Origin of the sequence: Lysobacter sp. M2-1 (genome assembly GCF_022662495.1) — a bacterium.
Lineage (GTDB): Bacteria > Pseudomonadota > Gammaproteobacteria > Xanthomonadales > Xanthomonadaceae > JAKPBU01.
On the sequence record NZ_JAKPBU010000001.1, the window covers coordinates 1,711,705 to 1,731,971 of the forward strand.

19 protein-coding genes are annotated in these 20,267 nt (G+C 67.9%); 15 read left to right on the plus strand and 4 right to left on the minus strand.

Annotation, left to right across the window (positions count from 1 at the left end; translation table 11 throughout):
* Positions 1-35: 35 nt before the first annotated feature.
* Positions 36-590, minus strand: a complete 555-nt coding sequence (locus MC375_RS07455) for a MarR family winged helix-turn-helix transcriptional regulator (RefSeq protein ID WP_242102655.1) — start codon at positions 588-590, stop codon at positions 36-38.
* Positions 591-718: 128 nt separating this feature from the next.
* On the opposite strand from MC375_RS07455, the gene hppD reads away from it, so the two are divergent.
* The 7 genes from hppD to MC375_RS07490 all read left to right on the plus strand — a co-directional run bounded on the left by hppD (position 719) and on the right by MC375_RS07490 (position 7,912).
* Positions 719-1,825, plus strand: a complete 1,107-nt coding sequence (gene hppD / locus MC375_RS07460) for a 4-hydroxyphenylpyruvate dioxygenase (RefSeq protein WP_242102656.1) — start codon at positions 719-721, stop codon at positions 1,823-1,825.
* 52 nt (positions 1,826-1,877) lie between these two features.
* Positions 1,878-2,174 (plus strand): DUF559 domain-containing protein, encoded by a 297-nt coding sequence (locus MC375_RS07465; RefSeq protein WP_242165883.1) that lies wholly within the window; start codon positions 1,878-1,880, stop codon positions 2,172-2,174.
* Positions 2,175-2,203: 29 nt separating this feature from the next.
* Positions 2,204-3,550 (plus strand): homogentisate 1,2-dioxygenase, encoded by a 1,347-nt coding sequence (gene hmgA / locus MC375_RS07470; protein WP_242102978.1) that lies wholly within the window; start codon positions 2,204-2,206, stop codon positions 3,548-3,550.
* A gap of 75 nt (positions 3,551-3,625) precedes the next feature.
* Positions 3,626-4,294 carry a lectin gene (locus MC375_RS07475; RefSeq protein ID WP_242102657.1) on the plus strand — a complete coding sequence of 223 codons (669 nt, stop codon included), beginning with the start codon at positions 3,626-3,628 and terminating at the stop codon, positions 4,292-4,294.
* 64 nt (positions 4,295-4,358) lie between these two features.
* Positions 4,359-5,588, plus strand: a complete 1,230-nt coding sequence (gene nhaA / locus MC375_RS07480) for a Na+/H+ antiporter NhaA (protein WP_242102658.1) — start codon at positions 4,359-4,361, stop codon at positions 5,586-5,588.
* 49 nt (positions 5,589-5,637) lie between these two features.
* The gene (nhaD, locus tag MC375_RS07485) at positions 5,638-7,047 is read left to right on the plus strand and encodes a sodium:proton antiporter NhaD (protein ID WP_242102659.1); all 1,410 of its coding nucleotides are present in this window, start codon (positions 5,638-5,640) and stop codon (positions 7,045-7,047) included.
* 4 nt (positions 7,048-7,051) lie between these two features.
* Complete coding sequence (locus tag MC375_RS07490) at positions 7,052-7,912, plus strand: NAD-dependent epimerase/dehydratase family protein (RefSeq protein ID WP_242102660.1); 861 nt, start codon at positions 7,052-7,054, stop codon at positions 7,910-7,912.
* A gap of 27 nt (positions 7,913-7,939) precedes the next feature.
* On the opposite strand, the gene MC375_RS07495 is transcribed toward MC375_RS07490, so the two are convergent.
* The 3 genes from MC375_RS07495 to MC375_RS07505 all read right to left on the minus strand — a co-directional run bounded on the left by MC375_RS07495 (position 7,940) and on the right by MC375_RS07505 (position 10,456).
* Complete coding sequence (locus MC375_RS07495) at positions 7,940-8,854, minus strand: DMT family transporter (protein ID WP_242102661.1); 915 nt, start codon at positions 8,852-8,854, stop codon at positions 7,940-7,942.
* 43 nt (positions 8,855-8,897) lie between these two features.
* Entirely contained in the window at positions 8,898-9,386 is a 489-nt protein-coding gene (locus tag MC375_RS07500; RefSeq protein WP_242102979.1) for an Mpo1-like protein, read from the minus strand.
* A 173-nt stretch (positions 9,387-9,559) separates the two neighbouring features.
* Positions 9,560-10,456: a phosphoribosylaminoimidazolesuccinocarboxamide synthase gene (locus MC375_RS07505; RefSeq protein ID WP_242102662.1), complete on the minus strand. Its 897-nt coding sequence runs from the start codon at positions 10,454-10,456 to the stop codon at positions 9,560-9,562.
* A gap of 63 nt (positions 10,457-10,519) precedes the next feature.
* Here MC375_RS07505 and MC375_RS07510 point away from each other — a divergent pair, with 63 nt between their 5' ends.
* The 8 genes from MC375_RS07510 to cphA all read left to right on the plus strand — a co-directional run bounded on the left by MC375_RS07510 (position 10,520) and on the right by cphA (position 20,004).
* Positions 10,520-10,861, plus strand: coding sequence for a DnaJ domain-containing protein (locus MC375_RS07510; RefSeq protein ID WP_242102663.1), 342 nt, complete (start codon positions 10,520-10,522; stop codon positions 10,859-10,861).
* Positions 10,862-10,865: 4 nt separating this feature from the next.
* A complete protein-coding gene (gene rpe, locus MC375_RS07515; RefSeq protein ID WP_242102664.1) occupies positions 10,866-11,537 on the plus strand; it encodes a ribulose-phosphate 3-epimerase in 672 nt (223 codons plus the stop codon).
* Between the two features lie 374 nt (positions 11,538-11,911).
* A complete protein-coding gene (gene yegS, locus MC375_RS07520; RefSeq protein ID WP_242102665.1) occupies positions 11,912-12,850 on the plus strand; it encodes a lipid kinase YegS in 939 nt (312 codons plus the stop codon).
* 198 nt (positions 12,851-13,048) lie between these two features.
* The gene (gene trpE, locus MC375_RS07525) at positions 13,049-14,551 is read left to right on the plus strand and encodes an anthranilate synthase component I (protein WP_242102666.1); all 1,503 of its coding nucleotides are present in this window, start codon (positions 13,049-13,051) and stop codon (positions 14,549-14,551) included.
* Positions 14,551-15,129, plus strand: a complete 579-nt coding sequence (locus MC375_RS07530) for an aminodeoxychorismate/anthranilate synthase component II (protein WP_242102667.1) — start codon at positions 14,551-14,553, stop codon at positions 15,127-15,129. The genes trpE and MC375_RS07530 overlap by 1 nt, the downstream gene beginning before the upstream one ends.
* A gap of 20 nt (positions 15,130-15,149) precedes the next feature.
* Positions 15,150-16,190 (plus strand): anthranilate phosphoribosyltransferase, encoded by a 1,041-nt coding sequence (gene trpD, locus MC375_RS07535; RefSeq protein WP_242102668.1) that lies wholly within the window; start codon positions 15,150-15,152, stop codon positions 16,188-16,190.
* Between the two features lie 164 nt (positions 16,191-16,354).
* Entirely contained in the window at positions 16,355-17,197 is an 843-nt protein-coding gene (locus MC375_RS07540) for a cyanophycinase (protein WP_242102669.1), read from the plus strand.
* Between the two features lie 11 nt (positions 17,198-17,208).
* Positions 17,209-20,004 (plus strand): cyanophycin synthetase, encoded by a 2,796-nt coding sequence (gene cphA, locus MC375_RS07545; RefSeq protein ID WP_242102670.1) that lies wholly within the window; start codon positions 17,209-17,211, stop codon positions 20,002-20,004.
* The last annotated feature ends 263 nt before the right edge of the window (positions 20,005-20,267 follow it).

A 20,267-nucleotide genomic window follows, 5' to 3' on the forward strand; every position in this document is an offset into this window, starting at 1 on the left:
GTCCGGACAGCCGGCGTCGGCGCGGTAGCGCCGACCTAGGCCGCATCGCCCTTCGTCGCCGACAGCCGCGCGTCGGCCATCGCCATCGCCGCGAGCCCGGCTTCGGCGCGGATCTCGTCGGCGTCCAGGCGGTCCAGCAGGCGATAGAGCAGGGCGCGGTCGGCCTCGTCGAAGCCCTCCAGCAGGCGAGCCTCGAACGCCAGCGCGGTGGGGGCGACCGCGTCGTAGATCCGGTAGCCGCCCTCGCTCAGGGTCAGGACCGAGCGGCGGCGGTCGTCGCCGTGGGTTTCGCGGTCCAGCCGACCGGCGGCGATCAGCCTGGCCACCGCGCGGCTCACCGCGACCTTGTCCATCGCCGTGCGGTCGGCGACCTCGTTCGCCGACAGGCCCGGAAAGCGGCCCAACACCGCGATCACCCGCCATTCGGTAATGCTCAGGCCGAAGCGGTCGCCATAGATCCCCGAGATCGCATGGCTGATGCGGTTGGAGAGCACCGACAGGCGATAGGGCAAAAACCGCTCGAGCGCGAGCACGGCGTGATCCGGGCCGCGGGGAGGAGAATCGGAAGCGGGCGCATTCGAGGCCGTCATGCTGGATCAACTCCTTGCAACTGGTTGCACATGAAACTATAAAGTAGAATGGGCGATGGCCCGGCGGATCCGTCCGCACGTAAGGCCGCATCGCCCGCCAGGCAACACCGTAGCAGCAGGAGACCGTCATGAGCGCGCAACCCCGGACCGCCACCCCCAACCTGGGCATGCAGGTCACCACCTTCGAGAACCCGATGGGCATCGACGGGTTCGAATTCGTCGAGTTCGCCGCACCCGAAGGCCAGGGCGAGGCGATGCACGATTATTTCCGGCGCATGGGCTTCAGCGCCGTCCTGCGCCACAGGACGCGCCCGATCACCGTATACCGCCAGGGCGGAGTGAACTTCCTGCTCAACGAGGATCCGGACTCGTTCGCGGGCGATTTCGCCAAGGCGCATGGGCCGAGCGCCTGCGGCTTCGCGATCCGCTTCACCAAACCGGCCAGCGAGGTGTACGACATGGTGCTGGCGAACGGTGGCGAAGCGCCGGCGGGTCGGGTCGATACCAAGGCGGTCGACGCCCCGGTGGTCAACGGCATCGGCGACTGCATGCTCTACCTGGTCGACCGCTACGGCGACCGGGGATCGATGTACGAGGACTACCTGCCAGTGCAGGGTGCGGAATTGCATCCGCAGGGATTCGGCCTGACCTTCATCGACCACCTCACCCACAACCTGTACTTCGGCAACATGCAGAAGTGGTCGGACTACTACGAGAAGCTGTTCAACTTCCGCGAGATCCGCTACTTCGACATCAAGGGCGCCAAGACCGGCCTGGTCTCCAAGGCGATGACCGCGCCCGACGGCATCGTCCGCATCCCGCTGAACGAGTCGAGCGACCCGAAGAGCCAGATCAACGAATACCTCGACGCCTACAAGGGCGAGGGCATCCAGCACATCGCGCTGTTCACCGACGACATCTACGCCACGGTGGAGAAGATGCGCGAGCAGGGCATCGCCTTCCTCGACACGCCGGATGCGTATTTCGAGGTGATCGACCAGCGCGTGCCCGATCACGGCGAGGACGTGGCGCGTCTGGCCCGGAACAAGATCCTGATCGACGCCGACCCGGAGACCAAGCAGCGCAAGCTGCTGCAGATCTTCACCCAGAACGCGTTCGGCCCGATCTTTTTCGAGATCATCCAGCGCAAGGGCAACGAGGGCTTCGGCGAAGGCAACTTCCAGGCGCTGTTCGAGAGCATCGAACGCGACCAGATCAAGCGCGGCGTGCTGTAGGGTTTCTGGCCCCTCTCCCCTCGGGAGAGGGGCGGGGGAGAGGGTGCGGTAAGTGACGATCATCAAGCCGCCGCTGCCAACTCGTGCGCTGGCAAATGCACGCGACTTGCGACATGAGTCGACCGGTGCTGAGCGCAATCTTTGGCAGCATCTTCGGGCCGGGCGACTGGATGGCAGGAAGTTCCGACGACAGCACCCTATGGGCTGGCGTGTCCTTCGCTTCTGGGATCATGATGCACTGGCACGTACTGAAGCCGTTTTCGACGCGATCTGGAAGGTCGTCGCTGCGCCGAACCCTCTCCCCAACCCCTCTCCCGTCGGAAGAGGGGCTTTAGAGCCGAGTCCATGAACATCGTCACCGAAGACAACGTCATCCACATGCCGCAGCGCGACGCGCGCGGCGCCCACACCAGCTACATGAGCGGCTTCGGCAACGAGTTCGCTACCGAAGCGTTACCGGGCACGCTGCCGCAAGGGCAGAACTCGCCGCAGCGGGTGGCCCACGGGCTGTATGCCGAGCAGCTGTCCGGCACCGCCTTCACTGCACCGCGCAGCGAGAACCGGCGCAGCTGGCTGTACCGGATCCGGCCTGCAGCGATGCACGGCACCTTCGTGCCCTATGCGGACGAGCACACATCGGGAACGCCCGCAGCGCATCGCGCTTTCCACAACGATTTCGGCGATGGTCCGGTCACGCCCGACCAGCTGCGCTGGGATCCGTTGCCGGTACCCGAGACGCGGGTCGATTTCATCGATGGTCTGTACACGATGGCCGGCAACGGTTCGCCCGCCGGTCAGCAGGGTGTGGGCATCCATCTGTATGCCGCCAGTCGCTCGATGGACGGGCGCTACTTTTACGATGCCGATGGCGAACTGCTGATCGTCCCGCAGCAGGGCCGGCTGCGTATCGCCACCGAGCTGGGCGTGCTGGATGTCGAACCCCAGGAAATCGCGGTGATTCCGCGCGGCATCCGCTTCCGGGTCGAACTGCCCGACGGACCCTCGAGCGGCTACGTGTGCGAAAACTTCGGCGCCCTGATGCGGCTGCCGCAGCTGGGGCCGATCGGAAGCAACGGCCTGGCCAATCCGCGCGATTTCCTGACCCCGCATGCCGCATACGAGGATCTCGAAGGCGACTTCGAGCTCATCGCCAAGTTCCAGGGCCACCTGTGGCGCACGACCATCGACCATTCGCCGCTGGACGTGGTCGGCTGGCATGGCAACTACGCTCCGTACAAATACGACCTGCGCAGCTTCAATACCATCGGCTCGATCAGCTTCGACCATCCGGACCCGTCGATCTTCACCGTGCTGACCTCACCCAGCGATACGCCCGGCACCGCCAACCTGGACTTCGCCATCTTTCCGCCGCGCTGGCTGGTGGCGCAGCACAGCTTCCGCCCGCCGTGGTTCCACCGCAACGTGGCCAGCGAATTCATGGGCATCGTGCACGGCGTGTACGACGCCAAGGCCGAAGGCTTCGCCCCCGGCGGCTGCTCGCTGCACAACTGCATGAGCGGGCACGGCCCGGATGCGCAGACCTTCGACAAGGCCAGCCACGCCGACCTGTCGCAGCCGGATGTCATCCGCGACACGATGGCCTTCATGTTCGAGACGCGCGGTGCGCTCCGGCCCACGCAGCAGGCGCTCGATGCGGCGCACCGGCAGCGCGACTACCAGGCGTGCTGGGCGGGCTTGCAGAAGCGGTTCGTTGCGCCGGAGTGAAGGACCCGACCCGCGTTCGCGAAGGATTCACCGCACTCGCTTAGGCTGCAGGCTCCGCAGGAACACGGAGTCGACATGTCACGCACCTTCCTGATGCTCGCACTGGTGGCTTCGCTCGCCGCCTGCACCGCCGAGCGCGCACCCGTCGCCGCCGAACCGCAGCCGGCGCCGGTAACCGACCAGCCGGCGGAAGACGTGCCCCCGGCCACCGCGCCGGCAGCGATGCAGATCGAGCCGGAAACCGCGACCGATGGCGTGGCGCAGAACAGTGGTCCGGATGGCGACCGGGACCTGGCGCGTTTCGACGGCTATGGCGATGTCCGCTTTGGTATCGCGGCCGCCGATATGGAGCGGGCCTGGGGCGGGCGACTGGCGACCCTCGGCAAGGAGGGCAACGAGAGCTGCTATTTCATGACCCCGACCTGGGTGGAGATGCCTGCCGAGTTCAATTTCATGATCGGCGACGGCAGGTTCGCGCGCTACGGCACCGAGAGCGACAGGTTCACCGCGCCCGGCGGCGGCAGGGTCGGCATGACCAAGGGCGAGATCGCGAAGCGCTATGACGGGCGCATCGAGGAACGGCCGCACAAATACACCGATGGGCAGTACCTGCGCATCACCGATCCGGCCGGCGGCAAGGGTGTGCTGGTCTTCGAGACGGACGGCAAGGCCGATGCCGCGGCCGTAACCGAATGGCGCGTGGGCCTTGCCCCCGAGGTCGATTACGTCGAAGGGTGTTCCTGAGACAAGTGTGTTCTGAAGCAGGGAGTCTCGCCGGCGGGCTGATGTCGCCGCCTATACTGCGGCGATGACCTCCGATCCCGGCATCCTCGAGCGTGCCAAGCACGGACTGTCGGAATTCTTCCGGCTCGAGTCCGCCGGCGGCATCCTGCTGATCGCCGCCGCCGCGCTGGCGCTGGTATGCGCGAACTCGCCGCTGGAGGAGTTCTACGACGGGTTCCGCGAGCTTCCCGTCGCGGTGGTGATCGGCGAGCTGCAGATCGCCAAGCCGCTGCTGCTGTGGATCAACGACGGGCTGATGGCCATCTTTTTCCTGCTGGTCGCGCTGGAGATCAAGCGCGAGGCGCTGAGCGGTCAGCTGTCCAGCCGCGACCAGCTGGCGCTGCCGCTGCTGTGCGCGGTCGCCGGCGTCGCGGTACCTGCCGCGATCTTCTGGTGGATCAACCGCGACGATCCGGTAGCGATGCAGGGCTGGGCGATTCCGGCGGCCACCGACATCGCCTTCGCCCTCGGCATCCTGTCGCTGCTCGGCCCGCGCGTGCCGATCGGAATGAAGCTGCTGTTGTCGACGATCGCAGTGGTCGACGACCTGGCCGCGATCGTCATCATCGCGGTGTTCTACACCAGCGGGATGTCGATGGCCGCGCTGGCCTGGGCCGGGGCCGCGATCGCCCTCATGTTCGTGCTCAACCGGCGCGGGGTCCGGGCGCTCACGCCCTACCTGCTGCTCGGCATCGTGGTCTGGGTGTGCGTGCTGAAGTCGGGCGTGCATGCCACCCTCGCCGGCGTCGTCACCGGGCTGATGATTCCGCACTACGACCGGCGCAATGCCATCGACGACGCCTCCGAGTATTCGCCGCTGGAGACCCTGGAGCATGCGCTGCATCCCTGGGTCGCGTACCTGATCCTGCCAGTGTTCGCGTTCGCCAACGCCGGACTCGCGCTGGGCGGATTCGCGCCACGGGACGTGCTGGCGCCGGTGCCGTTGGGCATCGCGCTGGGACTGGTCCTGGGCAAGCCGGCGGGCGTGGTCGGCGCTGCGATGCTCGCGCGTGCCTTGGGCATCGCGCGGTACCCGGACGGCATGGACTGGCGCGCCATGATCGGGCTCGGCCTGCTGTGCGGGATCGGTTTCACCATGAGCCTGTTCATTGCCTCGCTGGCCTTCGCCGACGACGGCGACCTGTTCCAGGCCTCGGTACTCGGCGTGCTGTGCGCGTCGGTGATCGCCGCCGTCGCCGGTTACGCGTGGCTGCGGGCGACGCTGCGCGAGGGAACGGCGCAGGACGCGGGTTAAACTCGCGGCAGTTCCGTTCGAGCTTGTGCCGATGCCCTCATTGCCGCGTATGCCGCAACGCGCAGCGATCATCGTCCTGTTGCTGCTGACCCCGGCCCTCGCCCTCGCGGCAACGCCGGGTGCCGTCGATCTGACTGCGCATTGGGCCGGTTACGCCGCGATGGCGGTTTTCGCCCTGGCCTACGTGTTCGTGGTCGCCGAGGAGTTCACCGGGCTGCGCAAGTCGCAGCCGGTGATGCTGGCCGCCGGTGCGATCTGGGCGCTGCTGGCGATCGCCGCGACGGGTCTTGGGCATGGCGAAAGCGTGCACGAGGCCGTGCGCGAGTACCTGCTCGAGTTCGGCGAACTGCTGCTGTTCCTGCTCGCCGCGATGACCTATGTCAATGCGATGAGCGAACGCAATCTGTTCGAGGCCCTGCGCCTGCAGCTGCTAAGGCGTGGTTTCGGCTACCGCCAGCTGTTCTGGATCACGGGCACGCTGGCGTTCTTCCTTTCGCCGATCATCGACAACCTCACCACCGCGCTGGTGATGTGCGCCGTGGTGCTCGCGGTCGGCCGCGACAGTCCCAAGTTCGTGGCGCTGGCGTGCATCAATATCGTCGTGGCGGCGAACGCCGGGGGCGCTTTCAGCCCGTTTGGCGATATCACCACGCTCATGGTGTGGCAGCGGGGCATCGTCGGCTTCTGGACCTTCTTCGCGCTGTTCCTTCCGTCGCTGGTCAACTGGCTGGTGCCGGCGGCGCTGATGCACTTCGCGCTGCCTGGCGGGCAGCCGCCCGCAAGCCAGGGCAGCGTCCGACTCAAGCGCGGGGCGTGGGTCATCGTCGGTTTGTTCGTGGTCACCATTTTCCTGGCCGTGTCGTTCCACAACTTCCTGCACCTGCAGCCGTTCATGGGCATGATGACCGGGCTGGCGCTGCTCAAGCTCTATGGCTGGCACCTGACCCGGGTCGCGCGCGGCCTCCAGGCGGACGAGTTCGCGCGTGAGGGTGCGCCGGGCGACGTGGATGCCTTCGACAGTTACGAGCAGGTGGCGCGCGCGGAGTGGGACACGCTGCTGTTCTTCTTCGGCGTGATCATGTGCGTGGGCGCGCTCGGTTACTGCGGCTACCTGGCGCTGGCCTCGCAATGGTTCTACGGCGATCTGGGACCGACCAAGGCGAACATCCTCGTCGGTCTGGCATCTTCGATCCTGGACAATATCCCGATGATGGTTGCGGTGCTGCAGATGCAACCGCAGATGGACACCGGGCAGTGGCTGCTGGTCACGCTCACGGCCGGCGTGGGCGGCAGCCTACTCTCGATCGGTTCGGCTGCCGGCGTCGCGCTGATGGGGCAGGCGCACGGCCAGTACACATTCTTCAGCCACCTGCGCTGGACCTGGGCGATCGCCCTGGGCTACGCGGCCAGCATCGCGGTGCATCTGCTGCTGAACGCGCGTTATTTCACGGGAAGCTAGACCGGTGCGGCACGCCCTGGTATTCGGCGCAAGCGGCCAGATCGGCCGGCCGCTGCTCGACCTGCTGCAGGCCGCCGGTTGGCGGGTCACCGCGCTCAGCCGCGAGTCGCGCAGCGACGAGCCCGGTCTGCATTGGCTGCAGGGAGAATTCGCGCAGCTGCCCGCGTTGCCACGCGGCGTGGACGCGATCTTCAGCTGCGGTCCGCTGGATTCGTTCTCGCACTGGTACGCGAAGGCCGCGCCGGACGCTGGGCGCGTGGTCGCCTTCAGTTCCACCAGCGCCGACGTCAAGGCGGAGTCGGCCGATGTGGACGAACGCGATGTGGCGCTGCGCCTGCGGATGGCCGAGGCGCGCATCCTCGACAGCGCCCGCACACGCGATGCAGGCGCGACCCTGCTGCGTCCCACGCTGGTGTACGGCGCGGGGCGCGACCGCACGCTGGCCCGCATTGCCGGGCTGGCGCAGCGATGGGGGCGATTCGTGCTGCCGCGCAGGGCCAACGGGCTGCGCCAGCCGGTGCACGTCGACGATCTCGCCGATGCTGCCTTCCGTGCCAGTGCGACGCCCGCAACCGCGGGCAACACCTACGCGCTGCCCGGGGGCGAGACGTTGCCCTATCGCGAAATGGTGACAAGGGTGCTGGCGACGCTGCGGCCGCCGCCGCCGCTGATCGAATTGCCCGCGCCGCTGTTCGCGCTGGCCCTGAAAACGGCCCAGTCGCGCGGCATCGCCACCGGCCTGGGGCAGGCCGCGGTGGACCGCATGCGCAGCGACCTGGTGTTCGACATCGAGCCGGCGCGCCGCGACTTTGGCTACGCACCGCGACCGTTCCATCCGCAGCGCGGCATGTTCGAATCGCGCTGACGCGCGCGCATTCCTACAGGCACGTCCCTACAGATCGGTTGCAGGTACCGCGGTGCGCGATCTGGCCAACGCCCGCAGCGCGATCACCAGCACTCCGCCCAGCACCATCGCGCCGCCGAGCCAGAGCCGCGGACCCGGTCGGTCGCCCCAGAACGTGATGCCCAGACCCACTGCGAGCATGGGCGAGAGCAGCAGCCACGGCGTCACCTGCGCCACCGGATGCCGCTGCACCAGCACGTAGTACAGACCGTGCCCCAGCAGCGACGCGACGTACGCGGCGAAGGCCGCGCCGAACCAGGCTACCCAGCTGGCATCGGCCAGCGCGGCAAAGCCGCCAGGCTCCCACCATGCGCTTATCGCCAGCAGCGGCAGCAGGCTGATCAGCGCCATCCATCCCTGCTGGCTGCGCACGTCGATGCCGCGCAGCGGTTTCATCAGCACCGTGCCAACCGCCAGGAACATCGCAGCGCCGAGCATCAACAGCAGGGATGCCGGTCGGTCGAGCACCAGCGGATCGAACCCCAGCACCAGCACACCGGCGAAGCTCAGCGCGATCGCCGCGCCGGTACGCCAGCCGAAGCGCTCGCCCAGCCACCACCACGCCAGCACCGTGGTCATCGGCACGTAGCTCTGCATCACGATCGCGGGCGAGGATAAGTCGCCTGCTAGCTTCAGCGCGGTGAAGCTGAGGCCGAAATGAAGCACGCCCACGCACAGGCATACCGCGAGCAGCCGCGGCCATTGCCCGGGTGGCGGGCGGCGCACGAACGGGAGCAGCGGCACGGCCAGCAATGCGAACCGCAGCGCGGTGAACAGGAAAGGCGGCAGCTCGCGCAGCGCGAGCGCCGAAGTCAGGATGTTCACCGACCAGGCCACGACGATCAGCAGCACCAGCACGATGTCGCGCGGAGGCAGGGCGTGCGCGCGCACCGGTGCGTTCAAACGGGCCGGCGCCGGCTCACCACGGTGTGTTCACACCGCGGACTCACCAAGTCAGGCCAAGCCGCCGATAGGCCTTGGCCAGGATCCAGGCCGGACCGATCAGCAGATAGCGCAGGTCGGTGAAGAAGCTTGGACGCTTGCCCTCGAACAGCTTGCTGTGGCCCACGAACTGCGCGATCCAAGCCAGCACGAACACGCCCGCGGCCGCCACGAGCAGGCCCTGCGTGCCCAAGACCAGGTGCAGCCAGCGTGTGAGCCAAGCCAGCGCCACGAACACCAGCAGCATGCCGAAGCCCAGCCGGCGTGATGCGCGGAAATAGAACATCCACGCGGCGAACATCGCCAGCGCGGCCCAGAACCCCGGCAGGAACCACGTGCCGGGCACCGGAATGCACCACAACAGCGCGATCACGCTCCACAGGATCGCAGGCACGGCGAAGACGTGAATCCACTGGTTGGTGTCGTTGCGATGGTCACCGGAATAACTGGCGAACCAGCGATCGATCGGGCGGTCGGTCGCATCGGATTGCATGTTCATCGCGGCGCTCCGCTGAAGGGCCGACGCCAGCATAGCGCCTGCGCCAGTGCTCTCATGCGCGAAGGCGGGCCGTGAGAAGCACTGGGTGTCAGGGACCGGCGAGCGAGTGCAGTCCGCCGCTCCGGCGGCCCGAAAGCAGTCGCGTCGGGAAAGGCTGCGCGGCGCAGTCAATCGACCGAGATGCCCGCCAGGCGTTCCAGCGCCTCGGCGTACTTGGCCCGGGTGCGTTCGATCACCTCGGGCGGCAGGCGTGGACCCGGCCACCGCTTGTCCCAGTCCAGCGTCTCCAGGTAATCGCGCACGAACTGCTTGTCGTAGCTGGGCGGACTGGTGCCGACCTGATACTGGTCCGCGGGCCAGTAGCGTGAGGAGTCCGGCGTGAGCATCTCGTCCATCACGTACAGGCGCCCATGCGCATCGGTACCGAATTCGAATTTGGTGTCGGCCAGCAGGATGCCGCGCCCGGCCGCGTAGTCACGGGCGAAGGCGTACAGCCGCAGGGTGGCGTCGCGCACTTGTTCGGCCAGCTCTGCGCCGACCTTGCGGACCATGGTGTCGAAGTCGATGTTCTCGTCGTGATCGCCCACCGCCGCCTTGGTGGATGGAGTGAAGATCGCGTGCGGCAGCTGTTCGGCCTGGCGCAGGCCGTCGGGCAGGGCGATGCCGCTGACCCGGCCGGTGCGCTGGTAGTCCTTCCAGCCGCTGCCGATGAGATAGCCGCGGGCGATGGCTTCCACCGGCACCGGCTTGAGCTTGCGGGTTACCACCGAGCGCTGCGCATACAGGGCCGGGTCGACGCCAGCTGGCAGCACCGAGGCCACGTCGATGCCGGTGAGGTGGTTGGGCATCAGATGCGCGGTTTTGCCGAACCAGAAGTTGCTGATCTGGCACAGCATTTCCCCCTTGCCGGGAATCGGATCGGGCAGCACCACGTCGAACGCGCTCAGGCGGTCGGTGGCGACCATCAAGAGCAGATCGTTGCCCAGGTCGAACACGTCGCGCACCTTGCCGCGGTGGCGCAGGGTCAGTGCGGGAAGGTCGGCTTCGAGCAGGGTGGTCGCCACGTGCGCGGGGTCATCGGTCGCGGGGCGTCGTAGTGTACGCCGCCGCGCCTGTAAACTGCGGCGATGGAACGATGGTATGGCAAGCTGCTCGGGGTGATCGCTGGCGCGCTGCTGCTGCGCGGCAACCCGCTGTTCGGCGGGCTCGTGGGCCTGATCGTGGGCCACGCCTTCGACGCCGATTGGTTCCGCAGCCCGCGCGACAACCCCTACCGCGTGCTCGGCCTGGATGCCGAGGCCAACCAGGCGGAAATCGACCTGGCCTACCGGCGCCTGATGAGCCAGTACCACCCGGACCGCTTCGCCGGCGCCGCGCCGGAACTGCGGCGCCAGGCGGAGACCAAGGCGCGCGCCATCAATTCGGCCTACGACCGCATCCAGCAGCTGCGCAAGCGCAAGGACTCCTGAGCCCATGCAACCGACCGTGATCGCCCCTTCCATCCTGTCGGCGGACTTCGCCAGGCTGGGTGAGGAAGTCGACGCCGTGCTCGCCGCGGGCGCGGACTGGGTGCACTTCGACGTGATGGACAACCATTACGTGCCCAACCTGACCATCGGGCCGCTGGTGTGCGAAGCGCTGCGCAAGCACGGCGTGACCGCGCCGATCGACGTGCACCTGATGGTGGAGCCGGTGGACCGGATCGTGCCGGACTTCGCAAAGGCCGGTGCCACGGTGATCAGTTTCCATCCCGAGGCCAGCCGCCACGTGCACCGCACCGTCCAGCTGATCAGGTCCGAAGGCTGCCAGGCCGGCCTGGTGCTCAATCCGGCCACGCCGGTCGAGGTGCTGAACTACGTGCTCGAGGAACTGGACCTGGTGCTGCTGATGTCGGTCAATCCCGGCTTCGGCGGCCAGGCGTTCATCCCGTCGGCGCTGGACAAGCTCCGCGCCGTGCGCGCCAGGATCGACAGCTGCGGCAAGCCCATCCGTCTGGAGATCGATGGCGGGGTCAAGCCCGACAACATCGCGCAGATCGCCGCGGCGGGCGCAGACACCTTCGTCGCCGGTTCGGCGATCTTCGGCCATCCCGACTATGCGGACGTGGTCAGGCGGATGAAGGCTGCGGTTGCGGCGGTGCGCTAGCTTCAGCGCGCACGGGAGGCGCGAAAAAGCCGATGCCTTGCGGCATCGGCTCGGTGAAGATGGAGACATCCTGTCTCCGCGTTTCGTCCTTGGCTATGACCTTTCACGCTACGCCGGGATTGTGACGGGCTAGCGACAGCGGCTGGTCCGTCGCGCGCTGCGGCGCGTTGTCACTTTCAGGCGCTTGCGATGCCAACGCGGCGCGGCTATGACCTTCAACACTACGCCGGAATTGTGACGTGTAGGCGACAGCGGCTGGTTCATTGCGCGCTGCGGCGCGTTGTATTCCGCGGCACTTGCCTTGCCAGCGCGGCGCGAATAGGCAGGCGTACGCGTTCACCTGCGCGCACGCGCCGCTGCGCTAGCCTGCGCGCATGGGCGACTCCCCGAAGCGCTGGCGCCTGATCCTCAACGGCAAGTCGGCAGGCGACGAGCCACTGCGCGCCGCGGTGGCCGCGATGCGTGCACGCGCCATCGCGCTGAGCGTGCGGGTGACCTGGGAAGCCGGCGACGCCGAACGCTACGTGGCCGAAGCGATCGCTGACGGCATCGACACCGTTATCGCAGCCGGAGGCGACGGGACGCTCAGCGCAGTGGCCACTGCGCTCGCGCACCGCGACGAGGGCGCCGATGCGCTGCCCACGCTCGGCCTGGTGCCGATGGGCACGGCCAACGACTTCGCCGATGCCGCGCAGATCCCCGAACCCGTCGCCGATGCGTTCGATCTGATCCAATCCCAACCTGCGCGACCGATCGACCTGCTCAAGCTGGTGGCCAATGGTTCCGTGCACTGGGCCGCCAACCTGGCCAGCGGAGGCTTCGGAACCCAGGTCACGGTGGACACGCCCGATGGCATGAAGAAGCTGCTTGGCGGCCTGGCCTACCTGGTGACCGGCATGTCGAAGCTCGGGCGGATCGAGCCGCTGCGGGCGCGGATCCATGGGCCCGGGTTCGAATGGGAAGGCGGGTTCATCGCGCTGGGCGTGGGCAACGGCCGGCAGGCGGGCGGCGGGCAGGCGCTGTGCCCGGATGCGCGGATCGACGACGGGCTGCTGGACGTGACGATCGTGCCCGAGCTCGAAGGCGAGGTGGCGGCGACGCTCGCCACCATGTTGACCGACGGCAGGCACGCCGCTTTGGATCGCATCGCCACCCGTCGTCAGCTGTCGTGGCTGGAAATCGACGCGGTGGAACCGATCGTGCTCAACCTGGATGGCGAACCGGTGGAATCGGGCCATTTCCGCATCGACTGCGTGCCCGGACGCGTGCGCATGCATCTGCCGCCGGACTGCCCACTGCTTCTAAATCGATAGTCAAACCCCGGCGGATGCGGCCCACGGCGCTTCGTGGCTACAACCACAGAGGTGGATTGGGTACATTAGCTTGCATGACGCACCAGGCGACCCCGCATTCCCTCAGGGCCGGCACCGGCTGGCGATGGTGGCCGCACGCCGCTGTTGCCAAACCGAAGGCGCATTCCGCCTGCCCGTCCCCGAAGGAAAACCAGCGTCATGTCGCACGTCCCGCTCACCCAAGCGCAGTTCCAGCAGCTCGCCGCTGACGGCCACACGCTGATCCCGGTGGTGCGCGAGGTCCTGTCGGATCTCGACACGCCGCTGTCGGTCTACCTCAAGCTGGCCGACGGCCCGTATACCTACCTGTTCGAGTCGGTCGAGGGCGGCGAGCGCTTCGGCCGCTATTCGATCATCGGCCTGCCCGCGCGGCGGGTGTTTTCATTCCGAGGTCATACCCTGGAAACCAGCGAACTCGGCGAGGTGGTCGAACGCAGGGAAGTGGCCGATCCATTCGCCGAAGTCGAGCGCCTGCGCGCGGCGCATGCGGTTCCGCGGATCGAGGGCCTGCCGGGATTCACCGGGGGGCTGGTCGGCTGGTTCGGCTTCGAGTGCATCGAATACATCGAGCGGCGGCTCGCCGATGGCGGCAAACCGGACGAGCTGGGCACGCCCGACATCCTGTTGATGCTCAGCGACGAGCTGGCGGTGTTCGACAACCTCAAGGGCAGGCTGTACCTGATCGTGCACGCCGATCCGCGCGAACCGCAGGCCTACGCGCGCGCCGCGCGCCGGCTCGACGCGCTGACCCACCGCCTGCGCCATGCCGGCGCGGGCTATCCGGAAACGCTGGTGCCCGAAGCGATCGACGAGGCCGACTTCCGCTCATCCTTCACCCGCGAGCAGTACCACGAGGTGGTGCGCAAGGCCCAGGACTACATCCGCGCCGGCGACATCTTCCAGGTGGTGCCGTCGCAGCGCCTGAGCGTGCCGTTCCAGGCGCGCCCGGTGGACGTGTACCGCGCGCTGCGTGCGCTCAATCCCTCGCCCTACATGTATTTCATCGACACCGGATCGACCCAGGTGGTCGGCTCGTCGCCGGAAATCCTGGCCCGGCTGCAGTACAACGCGAACGGCGAGGGCGTCGTGACCGTGCGTCCGATCGCCGGCACGCGTCCGCGCGGCGCCACGCCCGAACTGGACAGCGCGCTGGAGGCCGAACTGCTCGCGGACCCCAAGGAGCGCGCCGAGCACCTGATGCTGATCGATCTGGGTCGCAACGACGTGGGCCGGATAGCCGAGCAGGGCAGCGTGGAGGTGGGCGAGCAGTTCGTGATCGAGCGCTACAGCCACGTCATGCACATCGTGAGCGAGGTGACGGGGCGCCTGAAAGCCGGGCTGACCTACGCCGACGTGCTGCGCGCGACATTTCCCGCCGGGACCGTCAGCGGTGCGCCGAAGATCCGCGCGCTGGAGATCATCCGCGAGCTCGAACCGGTCAAGCGCAACGTGTATTCCGGCGCCGTCGGCTACATCGGCTGGCACGGCGACGCCGACACCGCCATCGCCATCCGCACCGCGGTCATCCAGGACGGGCGCCTCTACGTCCAGGCCGGCGGCGGCGTGGTCCACGACTCCGACCCGCAGGCGGAGTGGGAAGAGACCATGAACAAGGGCCGCGCCCTGTTCCGTGCGGTGGCCGAAGCGGCGAGGGGTCTGTGATGCTGCTGATGATCGACAACTACGACAGTTTCACCTGGAACCTCGTCCAGTACCTGCAGGCGCTCGGCGCCGAGGTCAAGGTGGTGCGCAATGACGAACTGTCGCTGGAGGCGATCGACGCGCTGGCGCCGGAACGCATCGTGATCTCGCCAGGGCCCTGTACGCCCAACGAGGCGGGCGTCTCGGTGGGGGTGATCGAATCGCTCGGCGCACGGGTTCCGATCCTCGGCGTCTGCCTGGGACATCAGAGCATCGGCCAGGCCTATGGCGGCGACGTGGTGCGCGCCGGCCGGATCATGCACGGCAAGACCTCGCGTATCCACCACCAGGGCAAGGGTGTGTTTGCGGGGCTGCCCGATCGCTACGAGGCCACGCGCTACCACTCGCTGGTGGTCGACAAGGCCACGTTGCCGGCATGCCTGGAAATGACGGCATGGACCGAGAACGACGACGGATCGGTCGAGGAAATCATGGGCCTGCGCCATCGCGTGTATCCGGTCCAGGGTGTGCAGTTCCATCCCGAATCGATCCTGACCGAGCATGGACATGCGTTGCTGAAGAATTTCCTCGACGGATGACGGCCCTACGGACCCACGCCATGCCCATGACCCCGCAAGAAGCCCTGCAGCGCACCATCGAGCATCGCGAGATCTTCCACGACGAGATGGTGGACCTGATGCGCCAGGTCATGCGCGGCGAGGTCTCGCCGGTGATGACCGCGGCGATCCTGACCGGTCTGCGGGTGAAGAAGGAGACCGTGGGCGAAATCGCCGGCGCGGCCCAGGTGATGCGCGAACTGGCCCTGCCGGTTGTCGTGGCCGACCGCCGACATCTGGTCGATATCGTCGGCACCGGCGGCGACGGCGCGCACAGCTTCAATATCTCCACCGCATCGATGTTCGTGGCCGCCGCCGCGGGCGCGCGCGTGGCCAAGCACGGCAACCGCAGCGTGTCGTCCAAGTCGGGCAGCGCGGACGTGCTCGAGGCGCTCGGTGCGGACATCGAGCTCGCGCCTGCACGGGTCGCGCGGTGCATCGACGCCTGCGGCATCGGTTTCATGTTCGCGCCCCTGCATCACCCTGCGATGAAGGTGGTCGCGCCGGTCCGCCGCGAGATGGGCGTACGCACGCTGTTCAACATCCTCGGTCCGCTGACCAATCCCGCCAGCGCGCCGAGCGTGCTCATGGGCGTGTTCCATCCGGACCTGGTCGGTATCCAGGTGCGCGTGCTGCAGAGACTCGGCGTCGAACGCGCGCTAGTGGTCTGGGGCCGCGACGGCATGGACGAGATCTCGCTCGGCGCCGCTACCCTGGTCGGCGAACTGCGCGACGGCGCGGTGCGCGAGTACGAGATCCACCCCGAGGACTTCGGCATCGCCATGGCCGCCAGCCGCAACTTCCGGGTGGAAGACGCAGCGCAGTCGAAGGCGATGCTGCTCGGAGTGCTGGACAACGAGCCGGGTCTGGCGCGCGACATCGTGACCCTGAACGCAGGCGCCGCCCTGTACGTGGCCGGCGTGGCGGAGTCGATCGATACCGGCATTGGCCTTGCGCGCGATGCCATCGGCTCCGGCGCCGCGCGCGCGCGCCTGGACGCCTTCGTCGCGGCCACGCGCCGCGCCGCGGACGAGCGTGCATGAATCCGTGAGGGCACGCGGCGAGGCACGAACGCGGAGCAGGTGCCGGCACGAGCATTTGCAGGTGCGGAGCCCGAGCCGGGTGCGGCTGCGGCCGACCCCAGGAACAGCCGGAGCCCGTGCTATGTTGCCCCGCCTGTCTCATCGAAAGCGGGGTTTGCGGCTGCATGTGTCCTAGCAGGGTCGCCGAAGGCGAGGAACGGGGCTGGATCATTCCCATCGGCGGTGCGGAGGACAAGGAGAGCAGGCGCCGCATCCTGAAGCGTTTCGTGCAGCTGTGCGGGGGCCGCGATGCGCGCATCGTCGTCATTCCGACCGCCAGTCGCCTGGCCGACACCGGCACGCGTTACGAGGAACTGTTCGCGCGGCTGGAAGCCGGCAGCGCGCGTTCGATCGATTTCCAGGTGCGCGAGGACGGCGAGCGCGAGGAATATCTGCGCGCGCTCGAGGACGCCACCGGTGTGTTCTTCACCGGCGGCAACCAGCTGCGCATTTCCACGATCGTCGGCGGCACCTCGGCGGCCAAGCTGATCCGCGCGCGCAATGCCAGTGGCGTGCACGTGGCCGGCACCAGCGCCGGTGCCAGCATCCTCAGCGAGCACATGATCGCGTTCGGCAAGGAAGGCAGCTCGCCGCGGGCGGGCAGCGTGCGCCTCGCGCCGGGGCTGGGGTTGACCAACCGTTTCATCATCGACCAGCACTTCCGCCAGCGCGACCGGCTGGGCCGGCTGACCGCGGCGCTGGCGTTCAATCCGTTCGCCATCGGCATCGGCCTGGACGAGGACACCGCGGCCTTCATCGGCCCGGACAACACGATGGAAGTGGAGGGCAGCGGCGGGATCACCGTGGTGGACGCCAGCGGCCTGCAGTTTTCCTCCATGGCCGAGGTACGCCAGACCGAGGCGGTCTGCCTGCTCGGCCTGACCGTGCACATCCTCACGGCCGGCGCTACGTATAACCTGCATACCCGCCAGGCATCGCCCGGCAGGCTCCTGACCGAAAAGAGCTGAGCGAGGGCTCGATGCGCATCCTCAACCGCAACGTCTACGTCGGGCCTTCGCAGTACGCGCACTTTCCGGTGATCCGGATCGAGCTCGACCTGGGCGTGCTGGAGGACTGGCCCACCGCGAAGCTCGGCAACGATTTCATCGACGGCCTGGTGGCGGCGCTGCCGGGCCTCGCCGAGCACGGCTGCTCGTATCGCGAACCGGGCGGCTTCATCCGCCGCATGCGCGAGGGCGAAGGCACCTGGCTCGGGCATGTGATGGAACACGTGGCGCTGGAGCTGCAGAACGTCGCCGGCGAGGACGTGACCTTCGGCAAGACCCGCAGTCTCTCCGACGACCGGCCGGGCGTCTATTCGGTGGTCTACGAATATGCGCAGAAGGAGGAGGGCATCGCCGCCGGTGAGCTGGCGATCAAGCTGATCGATTCGCTGCTGCCGGCGCAGCTGCGCGATTCCGGTGCGCCGGGCGAGGACTGGAACTGGGATGCGGCGCGCGACGACTTCATCCGCTATGCGCAGCGCCGCGCGCTGGGTCCGTCGACCGCTTCGCTGGTGCGCGCCGCCGAAGAGCGCGGCATCCCGTGGCTTCGGCTGAACGAGCAGTCGCTGGTGCAGTTCGGCCACGGCAAGTACCAGCAGCGCATCCAGGCCACGGTCACCGGCAAGACCCCGCACATCGCGGTGGAACTGGCCAGCGACAAGGAGGAGACCAACAAGATCCTGGCCTCGCTGGGGCTGCCGGTGCCGCGCCAGGAGCTGGTGGCCAGCCAGAGCGATGCGCTCAAGGCCGCACGCAAGCTCGGCGGCCCGGTCGTGCTCAAGCCCTACAACGGCAACCACGGACGCGGCATCACGATCAACATCAGCGGCGACGACGAGATCCGCGACGCGTTCAACGCCGCGCGCGAGCATTCGCGTTCGGTGATCGTGGAAACCTTCCAGCCAGGCGACGACCATCGCCTGCTGGTGGTCAACGGCGAACTGATCGCGGCGACCCGGCGCACGCCCGGGCACGTCGTCGGCGACGGCAGCCACACGATCGCCGAGCTGGTCGAAGCCGTGAACCAGGATCCCCGCCGCGGCGTCGGCCACGAGAAGGTGCTCACCCGCCTGGAACTCGACGCACAGGCGAAGCTGATGATGGAGCGGGCCGGCTATAACGCCGACTCGGTCCCGGCCGATGGCGAGGTCGTCTACCTGCGCTCCACCGCCAACCTGTCCACCGGCGGCACCGCCACCGACGTCACCGACGTCATCCATCCGGACAACCGCGACATGGCGGTGCGAGCGGTACGCGCGATCGGCCTGGACGTGGGCGGCGTGGACTTCATCACGCCCAACATCGCCGAGAGCTACAAGGACATCGGCGGCGCGATCTGCGAGGTCAACGCCGCGCCCGGATTTCGCATGCACGTGGCGCCCAGCGAAGGCACGCCGCGCGACGCGGCGGGCCCGGTGATCGACATGCTGTTCCCGCCCGGCACCCCGTCGCGGGTGCCGATCGCGGCGGTGACTGGCACCAACGGCAAGACCACCACGGCGCGCATGCTCGCGCACATCGCGAAGATGGCCGGCTACGCGCCGGGGCTGACGACCACGGACGGTGTCTACATCGACGGCCAGCGCACCGTGGCGGGCGACATGACCGGGCCGGTGTCGGCGCGCATGGTGCTGCGCGATCCGCACGTCGACCTGGCGGTGCTCGAGACCGCGCGCGGCGGACTGGTGCGGGCCGGCATGGGCGTGCCCGAGGTGGACGTGGGCGCGGTGCTCAACGTGCAGTCCGACCACCTGGGCCTCAAGGGCATCGACACCCTGGAACAACTGGCCGAGATCAAGCGCATCGTGGTCGAGATCGCGCGCGAATGCGCGGTGCTCAACGCCGACGACGACAACGTGCTGAAGATGTCCGGCTACACCGATGCCAAGGTCATCTGCTACGTGACGATGAATCCGTCGCATGCGCTGGTGCGCGAGCACATCCGCGCCGGCGGCCGTGCCTGTGCGCTCGAGGCCGGGGTCAACGGGCACATGATCACCCTATACGACAAGGGCAGCCACATCCCGCTGATGTGGACCCACCTGGTCCCGGCCACGCTCGAGGGACGCGCCACCCACAACGTGCAGAACGCGATGGTCGCCGCGGCGATGGCCTTTTCGCTCGGGATCAAGCTCGATGCGATCCGCCAAGGCCTGCGCACCTTCGATTCCAGCTTCTTCCAGGCGCCGGGGAGGATGAACGTGTTCGCCGAGCACCCGTTCAAGGTGGTCATGGACTACGGCCACAACGCGCACGCGGTGGAGATGATGGCCGGGCTGGTGCAGCGGCTCGACGTCACCGGGCGCAGGATCGTGGTCCTGGCCGGGCCCGGCGACCGCCGCGACGAGGATCTGCGCGCGATCGCGGCGGCGGCCGCGGGCAAGTTCGACCATTACATCGCGCGCCGCGACGACTCGCTGCGCGGGCGCGACGGCGACGAAGTCCCGCGGATCATCGCCCAGGCCCTGCGGGACGCGGACGTGTCCGGCGAGGCGATCAGCATCATTCCCGACGAACAGCAGGCGATCGATGCGGCGCTGCGCATGGGCCTGCCGGGCGATCTGATCCTGGTGTTCGCCGATGCGCTGGCGCGGTCGTGGAAGCAGATCATCAAGTTCAAGTCCGACGGCAGCAGCCCGCGCCCATCGCCGGGCGCCGCCGGGCCCCAGCCGATGCCGCAATCCAGCGCCGACGAGGCCGTGGTCGCCGCCATGCAGGGCGTGGTCCGCGACGAGCGCGGCCTGCGCTTCGAGCGCGAAACCGACGACTAGGGCTTGTCATCCCATGCGAAGCAGATCGCGTTGCTTTTCAATGGCCGCAAGATGGTGTTGCGCGGCGCAGTGTCTAGCTGGCCGCCAGGTCAAGCAGTGCGTCGCCGCATGACGGCCATCGAAAAGCAACCCAATGAGCCGGCCCTGACGCCGCGCAATGCAGCGTCATCGCTCGGTTGCGTATCGACATACGCGCCCTCGCTCTTCCTTGCCTTGCACGGCCTCAGGACCGGCGCGACCCACTCCGCATGGGACGACTAGCC